Origin of the sequence: Kordia sp. (assembly GCF_045105435.1) — a bacterium.
Lineage (GTDB): Bacteria > Bacteroidota > Bacteroidia > Flavobacteriales > Flavobacteriaceae > Kordia.
Map to the genome: position 1 here is coordinate 1 of NZ_JBGCDL010000306.1, position 11,986 is coordinate 11,986.

Sequence of the window (11,986 nt, forward strand, 5' to 3'; positions counted from 1 at the left end):
ATTTCAATACTGTCATTTTCGGCTAATTCATAGCTAAATGCTTGTTTTCGTTGTTGACGAATTCCTTTGTCTAAAAACTTGTGATCTACCCACAAAATTTCTTGATTTTCATCATAATACGTAACCAATAATTGCGGAACCGTAATTTCTTGCAATCCGCTATTGAATATATTTCCGTTAATGGTTTTTTGGTTGATATTTAGATCGCTCAGTACCATATTTTTGTATAAGTCTAAACCAGCAACATTTCCTGCGGCTTGCAAGTTGAATTTCGTTGGTGTATCAGTAAAATCTACAGGCGTAAATTCATCTGGATTGAAGGTTTCTGGAATAGAATCTTGTGTTTTTGACCACGCAATTCCCTCAAAATTAATACGGAATGAGGTTACTTCTTTCGGCATCAATTTATGTTTGATGTGATATTTTGCATTGTACGTTGCCAATTCCACATTTTTGTCATTGTATAATGTTCCTTTTAGCACGACATCGGCTGGCACATTGTCTATGTTTTGCACTTCTCCCAAAATGGCATAATGTCCGTTGTGTTTCACCAATTTTGCCGAAATGATTTCCAAAACAGGTTGTTTTAAAACATCTTCATGATACGTTTGTTCTGTTGTAATACGTCTTCTTCCATGATTGAAATAGGCAGTTTTATTGTTGGAAAATAATTGATCTGGTGGCAAATCGGCTTCTACCATTTCTGCTTGTAAAAACCATTTTCCGTTCTGTTTTATAACTGTTTTATAGTCTGATTTTTCAATTTTTTCCAACGGCGTAATCCATTTTGTGATGACTTTTACTGTTACCAAACTGTCGGTTTCCGTTTTAATTTCGGTTTCTATCGCGTCTAGTTTTGCGTACGAACTTAGCAATCCGTCTGTCGATGAAATTTCTAACATGTATTGTGCAATCGTCAATTTATTTTCTGGATTTATAAAACTGTGTGCTTTTTCAAACTCTTTAAAATCGAGTGCATCATAATAGGCTTTTACTACATTTTCTGGTGAACGTTGCGCATCGTTTTTAATGTAAAATTGATACGTTCCAAATGCTAAAATTCCAATTAGAATGATTGCCCAAATATGACTCACTTTCACAACTTTGCTAGAAAATTTTGCGTAGCTTTTATTGAATTTTAAATATACATCTGAATCATTTCGCTTTCGCTGGATATACCTCAGAAAGATAGGTTGAATGTTGAGTAAAAACGCCAGTATTACGGTCATGAACGGTACAATTCCCCATAGCATTTTTTGCCAGGTTGAAATTTCATCTTTTGCCAAAATGGACGAAAGTGGCGGAACGTTTAGTTTTTCCCAAACCATGATTCCGTTTTCTAATTGTGGTAATCGTTGCCATCCGCAGAAATAGAGAATTGGATCGTAGAATTTATCGTTTGAGAAGATGTATTTTAGATTGTATTTTTCGGGTGTTGTTAAGAATTGTTGCAATGAACCAATTCCGGCAACTCCTTTAAATTTTGAGTTTTCTAACCGTTCTATTGGTCGTGTTGTGAGTTCTGGCAAACGACGTGCCGAATGATAGTTTCCGTCAACAGTTAACGCTTTTGTTTGTGCCGATAACCAAGCCATTTGATCGCCAAAACCTAAAGTAAGGTATCGCCACTGATCATGATCATCTTGATTGAGAAAATTCACGATTGGCAACATGTTTATTTTTTGCGGTTGCGATGGTCTGAAATAACCTAAACTCATTGTAAAAATAGTCATGAAGACAAATAAAACTGCCAATCCGCCACCAATGATTCTGTGATAAATGACACCAAATTTTTCTTGTAGATATGTTTTTAAGTCTGCTTCTGAAAAACGATAGATGAATTCGCCAAAAAGCGGCAATGACATGATGGAAGCCCATAATGTGAATCTGTCTAAAGTTAGGATATTGAAAGCCGTTTCACCCAAAATCATACGTGGAATCGGAGTTGTGCCGCCAGTTCCTAACACAAATAGTAACGTAATTGATAAACCAAAAAATAGATAACGTTTGCTGTAATATCTATAGAAAATGTATGGTAATAGGAAGAGTAGTATTCCCCAAGGAATTAAGAAGAATACCAATCCTGATGATGTTATTTCTAAGAAGTGATCGCGTGAACCATGTGGAATTGGCACTTGCGTGATTGGATTGTTTTTGGAGTTGATCCAATACGGTAAAATACAACCGACAATAACGACCAAAGAACACATTCCGAAACCAACAATGCGTTTAAAGAGTTTCTTAAAGTTTCTCCAGAATACCCAAAAAGTGACTTCTTTACTTGTATTGACTTCTTCGCGCGCAGCGTCCATAATGACCATTCCGATCAACGGAAATATGAAAAAGATCATTCCAAATATTGGTGTCACATGATGTGAAGTTACCGTAACCGCAATCAGCGAAAGCGATGTAAAGAAGTATTTGTATTTGCCAGTTTTTAACCAAAGGTAAATCTCCGGAAGGGCATGCATTAATATTGAAATTCCCACTATACTTGGCAATTGTCCAAAGATGTGCAAGGTTTCTACAAAAGACGACGAGAAAACTGCTAGCATTGCTGCATAACCTGCTACTCTTTTGTTTCCTGTTAGGAGTAACGAGAAACGATAGGTTCCTGTAATGAATAGGATGATGGCGATAATAGCGACTGCGAATAAACCGAATTTTAAACCGCCAATGAACGATAACGCACCAATAGATTGATGTACTAGCGGCGGATAACTCATTACGGAGAATCCTGTGTACCATTTGTAGTTCCAAGGTTCAAACCAACTGTTTGCGTAATGATCGGCAAAGAAAAGGTGAATTAACGCGTCGTACGTAGTTTCTAAAGTGAAAAAGATAGATGTACCATGAAACACAACTCCGAGAAGTAGTGCTAATAGTAATAATTTATTTGTAGTCTCTTTCATGTTTAAAAGTACAGCGTTTTCGATGAAGTAAAGATAAAGTACTGTTTTTTTAATTGGACTGTAGTAAACTTCCGTTCGTCTAAAGAAATTCTCACTTTGGGCATTCTGACGACTTTTTGCGGTGTTTGTCAACTACTTTTGACCTGTAAGTCATTCGGAAAATAACACGAATGCCACTCAAAATAATAATCAAATTAAAATAACATACGATGAAAATTTTAGCTATTGACGACCAAAAATTAGTGTTGATTCCTATAGAAAGCAGATTGGCTGAATTAGGATATGAAGTGTTAACTGAAACAAACGCATTGAAAGGAATGGAATTGTATGATTCTTTTCAGCCTGATTTGGTTATTGTTGATATGAATATGCCAACAGTTTCTGGAATGGAAATCGTAAAACACATCCGTAGAGATAAACAAGACGATACGCCAATTATGATATTATCTGGAAATACCGATGATGAAATGATTACAGAAGGTTTTGATTTGGGTGTGAACGATTACATGAAGAAACCCTTGAGTTTGAATGAAGTTTGTGCTCGTGTAAAACGATTGATTGGTGTACCTCAACATACTACGATTACAAATGCAAATACGGTAATGATTCAGCAAAGATGTGTTGGTGTTGTGATTCCGTGTTATAATGAAGCAGAACGTTTGTTGAGTACTGAGTTTACCGATTTTGTAGATCGTAATTCGGGATATCGTTTGTGTTTTGTGAATGATGGAAGTAAAGATGCAACTTTAGAAGTTTTGCACGATTTGCAGAAAGGTAGAGAAGATTTTATTACAATATATGATTGTGAGCAAAACGGCGGAAAAGCAGAAGCTGTTCGTTTGGGAATGCTACACATGGCAAAACAAGACGATTTGGATTATATCGGATTTTTGGATGCAGATTTGTCTACCGATTTGGCTGATTTTGACGAGTTGGTTTCTACGATTGAAGATTCAGATTTTAAGATTGTGAGCGGCTCAAGAATTAGCAGAATGGGCGCAAATATTACGAAAGAATCGGCGCGTAAAGTAATTAGTATGACAATTAATTTAATTATCAGAACTATTTTATCGATGAATTTTAAAGACACACAATGTGGTGCAAAGATTTTTCATAAAGACGTAATTCATTTGGCATTTGACAAGAAGTTTATCACAAAGTGGTTGTTTGATGTAGAGATTTTTATGCGTATGCGTAGACATTTCGGATTGGATAAAGCAAGAGCAATGATGTGCGAGAAGCCTTTGAAACGTTGGATTCATGCAGATGGTTCTAAGTTATCTATGAAAGATTCTATTAAGATTATTGGTCAATTAGGACAGATTGCTTGGTCGTATAGAAGTAAAAAAAAAGTTTCAACTAATCTCGATTTAGATGTTGCAATCTAAGTTTCTCTTGTCATTCCTGCGTAGGCAGGAATCTATAATGCTTCAAATTGGATTCCGCAATAAATGCGGAATGACAACAAATAAAATTAAAGATATAACAAAATAAGTTCCCCCAGATTCCCCTTGGTTTCCCTAAACCCTAAAATATACCTACATGATGAAGATTGGAATTTTAATAGTATTCCAGAATGATGAAAGCGCAATTGAAGCGCAAAAATTTGCAGCATTGTTTGCAGAAAAAAAGAAGTTAGCTGTTTGTTTTGTAAATAATGGAAGTACAGATAATACACTCGAATTATTGAAAGAGATTCAAGAAGAAGCTAGTATTTCGATTTCAGTTATTGATGTCAAGAAAAGTCGTGGTCATACTACCGCTATGAAGGCTGGTGTTCGGTATTTGACGAGTCAGCACGATTTGCCTTATATTTTGTGTTTGCAACAGTATGCTTCAAACGATTTTTCAATGCTAGAAAAAGTATTTCGTATTATCGAAAAAGAGAAAGGCTTTTTTAAAGGATTGTTTAAAAAAACCAAGCGCATGGTGTATAAGAACGTGTTTTCGTTGCGTGGTGTTTTGGATATGGCTTGTTAGGTGTTTGACTGCTTTGCTTATTGGTTGTTGGGTAGTTTTTGTTATTAAACTATAAATCTTTTTTTAGACTAAAGAAAATATTTATATTTAGTTTATGAATGAAAGCAAACTTATAGAAATTATTACTGGATATTTTAAAGTAAAAATATTTGATAATCACAAGGTTAACTCTATAAAAACTCATTCTAAACTAAAATCTTATAAGATAAATCCGATTGTAGTTAAGTATTTATCTAAAATACTCGAAAATGATTTTTCGCCAATTGGAATAGCAAAAGCATTGTATTACCCTAGAGTGCTAGGAACTTCAATTAACACTTCTTTTGGTACTAGAATCCAAAATATGTTTGTAAAATTAAACCTTGCTGAAGGCTCATTAATAAAAGGAATGGATATTGAGTTTGTAGATAAAATTGATGGTAGAAAAAAATGGTGTCAGTTAAAATCTGGACCTAATACAATCAATTCCGAAGATGTTAAACCATTAATTAGAAAATTTACAACAGTAACCAATTTAGCAAGAACAAACGCAATGAATTTAAATAATTCTGATTTGATTCTTGGTGTTTTATACGGTGAAGAAGATCAGTTAAGTCAACATTATAAAAAAATTGATGAACAATTTCCTGTTATTATTGGAAAAGAATTTTGGCATAGAATTACTGGGTATCCTGATTTTTATACTAAGCTAGTTACAAATCTGGACACAATGATTTTAAATATAGATACTGAAGATTTCTTTAAAGAAGGTTATATGACTTTGGCTAAAGAAATTGAATCTTCTGATTTGTTTGATTTTGAATAATATTGATTCAAAAACTTGATTATTGAATACCCTATTTCCTCTCCTAAATTACAAGGGACTGCATTTCCAATTTGTTTATATTGTTGTGAAACTGAACCCACAAACTTCCAGTTATCTGGAAATGTTTGAATTCTAGCATATTCTCTTACAGTAAACGGACGGGTTTCATCTGGATGACATCTTTCTGTTTGTTTTTGCGCTGGACTACATGTTAAAGTTAAACTTGGTTCATCCCAACCAATTCTTCTTGCCATTCCTGTTTTTCCTCCACCTAAGTAAAAACTTTTCCCCATGTAAGATTTTTGAATTTCAAGAGGTAAATCTCTCCAGTACCCTTTTGGTGGAACCATATCAAGAATTTCTTTTTTATGTTCAGGATATTTTGAACCTTCAGATTTTGGAACATTACAATCATACAACTCACCTTTTTTCAAAGCATCTGAAAGATTGTATACTTTTTCATGCGGATTTGGGTACTCATACTTGACATCAATATCTTTTCGTATACCAACTACTATTAATCGTTCTCGTTTTTGAGGAACTTTATAATTTATTGCTTTTAAAACTTGAACAGGAACTACATTATATCCTATTTCGTCTAAAATAGAAATCATTCCTTCTAATGTTTTTCCTTTTTCATGAGAAAGTAAACCTTTTACATTTTCCCCAATACAGATTAAAGGTTGAACTTCTTGAACAACTCGGGCAAATTCATAAAATAATGTTCCTCTAGCATCTTCTAAACCTAACTTTTTTCCTGCGTAGCTGAATGCCTGGCATGGAAAACCACCAGTCACGATTTCTACTTGATCTTTATAATTACTAAAATCAAAAGACTTTATATCACCTTCTAAAACATTCCAATACGGCCTATTTTCTCGTAGAGTTTGACAAGCCCATTTATCTATTTCATTTAAAGCAGCGCATTTTATTCCAGATTTTTCTAGACCAATTGCTAATCCCCCTGCACCAGCAAACAATTCTAAAACCTTATATTCTTTCAATGGAATTACATAATTATCTACTATGTCGTCGGCATCAGTTAAAAACAATTCTGAAAGAGAATTTATTTGTTCTTTTTTGTAGATTCTATAATTGCTTATTGGTTCTCTAACCGCAGAAAACTTACCTGAGTTATCCCACCTACGTAAAGTTTCTTTACTTTTACCTAAAATTTCAGCAGCTTCTGCTAGAGAATAATAATCTTTTATAACCATATTACACAACCTTAAACAATGGTTACAAATTTAAGAATAAAATTAAAAGAAAAAAGCATTGTTTTACTTTTATTATTTCGACCTTAAAAGTACTCTTAATTCTGAGTCTATTAGTAAAAAAGAATCGTCCTAAAAAACAAAAACTCCAACACTATTATAGCATTGGAGTTTTGTAAAATATATAAATTTATTACTTGTTTATTGCTTGATGAATTTTTGTGTAAACACCTTTCCATCAGATTCTAAACGTAAAATATAGTTTCCTGTTTGTAAATTAGAAACATCTATTGAATGTTGTTTTAGTTTTAAGTTGAGTACTCGTTTTCCTTCTATATTAAAGATCGTAGCAATTTTTCCAACTAAGTTTACTGGACTGTTGATGTTCATTATTTTTCCAACTGGATTTGGATGAATAGCAACACTTTCTAATGTTTCATCAGGAATACTTAACGTTTGTCCTTCCGTAATGATATGATGCGTGTTAATTGCAGGATCTGTTAAATTGTCAACAGTTCCTGATGGCCAGTAAATAACAATATTGGTAATAGCATCTTCTGTTCCAATACCAAAGTGTGTGTTTAATGTACTCATGAAACGGAAACCTTCTCCACTACGTACATCACGAATTTGAACTCCAGCAGCTGTATGTACTTCTACTCTAGCTCCAATTCCGTTAATGTTACTTGCAACTCCTGTAGTAGTAATTTTTACCCAATTGTTGCTGTTTGTAGTGTTTGTATATAATGTTGATCCAGAAATTGCATCCATGAATCCATCATTGTTTAAATCTCCAAAAGAACCGTTACTTCCTGAAATTACATTGTCGTACACAGTAAATGTCATGTCTCCATTTCCAAATAGCATACTACCATTTGATGCAATGTCTAAGTTTCCATCATTATCAAAATCGTGTGTCGCATTTTCAATTCCTAAGTTTGTTAATGCAGGTAATATTCCGGAAGCAGCAGTAACATCAGTAAATGTACCATTTCCGTTATTTTGCATTAATTTATGTATTCCATCAGCAGTTGAACTTGCACCTACAAAAACATCCATGTCTCCATCATTATCAAAATCTCCCCATGCAGAAGACCATGTTTGTAACGGATCTGCTAAACCTGCGGCAGAAGCTACTTGTGTAAAGTTTCCAGTTCCATCATTTTCATGTAATTCATTGATATTTATTGTACTTGAACCTCCACGACATTTTGCAATAAACATGTCCATGTCTCTGTCATTATCATAATCAATCCAGATAGAACCATAATTTCCTCCACCTGCAATATCTCCAATTCCACCTTGGTTAAAGACTAGGTTTCCATTTCCATCATTCATATAATATACATTCGGATCCACATCATGACATACAAAAGCATCTAGGTTTCCATCTTGATCTAAATCGACAAAGTTTGAACGTTGCGAGAATACATATTCTGGTCCTGATATTTCTGTAAATCCAGTTCCAGTAGCATTCGCCTTCATAAATGTTACTCCACTTCCTCCACCATATAATAAATCGGTAAATCCGTTTCTATCAAAATCGGCAGCAGCCAAACTCCAAGAAGGTGAATTGTCCGCATTTGTTGTTGTAATATTTGTACCTGTGGCACTTAAACCACCTGAAGCTTGTTGATAAAATATATTGACATTTGTACTTCCAATAGAAACTACATCGTCTAAAAAGTCGCCATTCATATCAACAGCAGCTCTTTGTGTTCCTGTTGTTGCAACCGTTGATGTTGTAAAATCAGCTGGCGGCGGTGGTGCTAATGTTGTAAACGTTAATGGTCCGCCCCAAATACTTGCATCCAATCCGCAAATAGCACGTACATATACTTCATACACTGTTGCAGGATTTAGTGAGCTTACGTCTACTGATGTCGTATTTGACGCTATTCCTAGTCCTGTTGGAATTCCTGTTCCTACTGGTTGTACCACATATTCCCAAGCAGTTTCTCCATTATTTGCTGACCAAGAAACTGTTGCTGATGTTTGCGTTATTGCAGAAGCAACTATACTAGAAGGTGCAATACAAAATGATCCGCAAGTTTCTACACGTACAAAATCGATAGACATGTCTCCATGAAAACCTGTTCCTGTTCCTGTATGACTAAATTCTATATAAATTACTTGTCCTAGGTATGCATCTAAGTTTATTCCAATTGGAACCCAAGCTTCCGTTTCGCTTGTTTGCAATTCGCCTGCGAGTGTAAATACTGTTGTGAAAGGTCCGGAAACTGAAGTTCCTATTTTTACATCTAATGATCCCATTTCTGAACCATAAGCATGTAAATAGAATGAAAGTTCTGCACCATCTGTTGCTGTTAATAAGTCAATTGCCGGACTTACCGCCGATGCAGTTGCGCTTGTGTTACCAGAAGCTTCGTAATTCATGAAGTTTCCTCCACTGAAAGCTGTGCTTGGTCCTGTACTATCGGAAGTAGATCCATCTGGAATTTCCCAAGAACCATTTCCGTCGTTTAAATCTCCTGTCCATCCAGAAGCAGTATCAAATTCTTCTGTAAAAATATATGTTGATGATCCTGATCCACAAGTGACACCAACTGGTGCTGGCGGCGGACAGTTACTTTGTGTCAGTGCGCTACTGTTTGTATTACAGTTTGCATCTTGATCATTTTGAATAGATATGACAACATCTGTAGCATTTGCAAATGGTCCAAATTGAACCGTTCCTGCTGCTGACAATGACTGATTTGAACTTCCTTGGTTGTCTGAAATAGTTAGTGATGTTGCTGATCCTATATCGGAAACATTTACATCGACTAAAAATCCTCCACTAGTTGCACAATCATCTACAATTGCGAAAGTAGCTGTGGGACTAGTACATGTTGCACAGTTTACATCAAAATCCCAAGGGATATATCCGTTGTCTGCACAATTTACTGTTCCATCAGTATTTGCCATTACTGTGATGGTATCTCCATTTGATGAGAACGTTAGTCCTGTTAAGTCTCCATTGTTTCCATAACCATTGTACAATTCTGATCCATCAGTATTTAATACAATCAATTGATCCCAATTATTTTCTGTTTGTCCAGCATTGAAAGTTACTTGTAAATCTGATCCATCAGAACTTACAAAAACAAAGCTAGTGGTGTCGTTATTTGTGTAACAATACGTGGTATTTGTAGAACCCGAAGTGGTACAATTGACTGTAGTCTGTGCAGCTGCAAAAAAACAGGATGCTAGAAAGCATATTAATAAAGTAATTCTTTTCATAGGTTGGTTGGTTTTATCATGCTACAAGTTTTGGCTTCACTCGTAGCGTTCGTTTAGTTGATAGTCTTTTTATTCACATTCGGTTGTAATTCCATCAATCCATTGTCCAATCATTTGAACAGCTTCTTTATGAATAATGGTTCTTCCGAGTAGTGGCATTCTAAATTCTTCTGCTTCTGTATTTAATCTAAAATACATTACTGAGCGTTCTTTTAAACCTGGAGTTACCACTTTGATCATTCCTGTAATTTCTTCGTCAGGATCAATACAAATTCCTAAATTGTTAGGATCTCCAGATTCGTCAAAAGCAAATCGCATCGGTCTGTAATCGCAATGCGATCCTTCTTGATGACAATGCGCACAGTTAATGTCTATGTATGAACGAACACGTAAATCGATCGGTTCTGTTTCATCGCTCCATTTTACTACTGTATTGATAGTTGCAGGTAAGTTGTCTTCTAAATAGCCTTCGTTAATTAGTTTTTGCAGCTGATTTGTAGTTCCATCTGCATAATCGTACATGCTATTTAAGTTTTGTGGTTTCATTCCAATTGGTACAGAAGTAGTACCACTTTTGTGACATGTAAAGCATTCTACTTCAGAAGGAATTCTATAATTCGCGCTTTTCATTTCGCCACCTTCCATAAAGTCTACATTGGTAAATGAACCGTCAAGACTGAATGTTGCTTCTGTTTGATCGTCGTTCCAAACGTAATCGGCAAAATACCAATCGTCTGCTTTTTTAAGCATTAAACGCGTTTCAATGATGCGTGCGTTGTTACTTGGCAATACATTATCATAGTAAAATGTTTTTATTAAAAACGTTCCTACGGGCATGTCTATTAATTCCATGTCATCAACATAATTGGCTTGCACATCGCTTGGCATCCAAACAAAACGTTTCTTTTTAGCGTAGTCGGTAAATAGTGTTGAAATTGGCTCGTACGGAATTACACCTAATACGGGCGTTTGATCTTTTATATCACCTTCAAAGAAACTGTATTCTGATAGTGTAGCAAATGGAAATGCATCCATATCTAATACTACAGGTGAAGTTGGAATCGGCACATAGTCGTCATCCATTGAAGTTGGTGGTGTTGTAGGATCGTTGTCATCGTTACCACAAGAAAAAAATGTAGCAGAAAGTATTGCTAAAATAGCAATTTTACGTAGTCTTTTGATCATGTTTTAGTTTAGTTAGTGCACTAATATAACAAAATATTATATGTAATCTTTGATTCTTAGTGAGTTACTCATTATATAAGACAACTGAAACTCCTTTTGTCCTACCTTATTTGTGGAATTATTTTGGATTTTAACTTTTGGATGGTGGAATTTTAGTCGAACAAACTACTTTATATAATCGTCAATCCAACCGCAACACCATTTTCCAAAGCTTCCAAACTCTCAAAAAATACAATCGTATTTTCATGTTTCGCCAACACTAAATAATGACTTCCTTTAAAATAACTTTGTTGTACAGTTACTTTGAAATCACCGTTTTCTGAAACTTGGAGTTGATGTGGATACACTAAGATCGTTTCAGTTGAAATTTCCATGTTTGGGAATAGATTCGCAGACAATTCATTTACTTCACCAAATAACGATGCGATATATTTGTTTGGCGGGTTTTTGTATAATTCCTTAGAATTGCTTTGCACGATGAGTTTTCCTTGTTTTAGCACAATGGTCGTATCTGCAAACGAAAGTGCGTCTGTACGATCGTGTGTTGCCACAATACAGGTAATGTTTTCTTTTTTGAGATAACTAAACAGGTTTCTGCGTAATGCGTTCTTTCTAAAATTATCAATATGACTGAATGGTTCATCTAA

At 34.9% G+C, this 11,986-nt stretch carries 7 protein-coding genes and 1 pseudogene; 3 read left to right on the plus strand and 5 right to left on the minus strand.

Going from position 1 to position 11,986, the window contains the following annotated elements; genetic code table 11:
- Window positions 1-2,912: hypothetical protein (locus tag AB8B65_RS15615; RefSeq protein WP_405302195.1), on the minus strand; the 2,912-nt coding region annotated here is incomplete at its 3' end.
- Window positions 2,913-3,121: 209 nt separating this feature from the next.
- Between AB8B65_RS15615 and AB8B65_RS15620 the strand changes: the two genes are divergently transcribed.
- The 3 genes from AB8B65_RS15620 to AB8B65_RS15630 all read left to right on the plus strand — a co-directional run bounded on the left by AB8B65_RS15620 (window position 3,122) and on the right by AB8B65_RS15630 (window position 5,697).
- On the plus strand, window positions 3,122-4,300 hold the full coding sequence (locus tag AB8B65_RS15620; RefSeq protein WP_405302197.1) for a response regulator: 1,179 nt from the start codon (window positions 3,122-3,124) through the stop codon (window positions 4,298-4,300).
- A 154-nt stretch (window positions 4,301-4,454) separates the two neighbouring features.
- Window positions 4,455-4,892, plus strand: a complete 438-nt coding sequence (locus AB8B65_RS15625) for a glycosyltransferase (protein ID WP_405302198.1) — start codon at window positions 4,455-4,457, stop codon at window positions 4,890-4,892.
- A 94-nt stretch (window positions 4,893-4,986) separates the two neighbouring features.
- Window positions 4,987-5,697: a PmeII family type II restriction endonuclease gene (locus tag AB8B65_RS15630; protein ID WP_405302199.1), complete on the plus strand. Its 711-nt coding sequence runs from the start codon at window positions 4,987-4,989 to the stop codon at window positions 5,695-5,697.
- On the opposite strand, the gene dcm is transcribed toward AB8B65_RS15630, so the two are convergent.
- From dcm to AB8B65_RS15650, 4 genes and pseudogenes are all read right to left on the minus strand, one after another.
- Window positions 5,643-6,914, minus strand: coding sequence for a DNA (cytosine-5-)-methyltransferase (dcm, locus tag AB8B65_RS15635; RefSeq protein WP_405302200.1), 1,272 nt, complete (start codon window positions 6,912-6,914; stop codon window positions 5,643-5,645). The two genes, AB8B65_RS15630 and dcm, sit on opposite strands and share 55 nt — an antisense overlap.
- A gap of 198 nt (window positions 6,915-7,112) precedes the next feature.
- Window positions 7,113-10,154, minus strand: coding sequence for an FG-GAP-like repeat-containing protein (locus AB8B65_RS15640; RefSeq protein ID WP_405302201.1), 3,042 nt, complete (start codon window positions 10,152-10,154; stop codon window positions 7,113-7,115).
- A 69-nt stretch (window positions 10,155-10,223) separates the two neighbouring features.
- On the minus strand, window positions 10,224-11,339 hold the full coding sequence (locus AB8B65_RS15645; protein WP_405302202.1) for a hypothetical protein: 1,116 nt from the start codon (window positions 11,337-11,339) through the stop codon (window positions 10,224-10,226).
- Between the two features lie 170 nt (window positions 11,340-11,509).
- Window positions 11,510-11,986: pseudogene (locus AB8B65_RS15650) on the minus strand (ABC transporter ATP-binding protein); the annotation flags it as partial.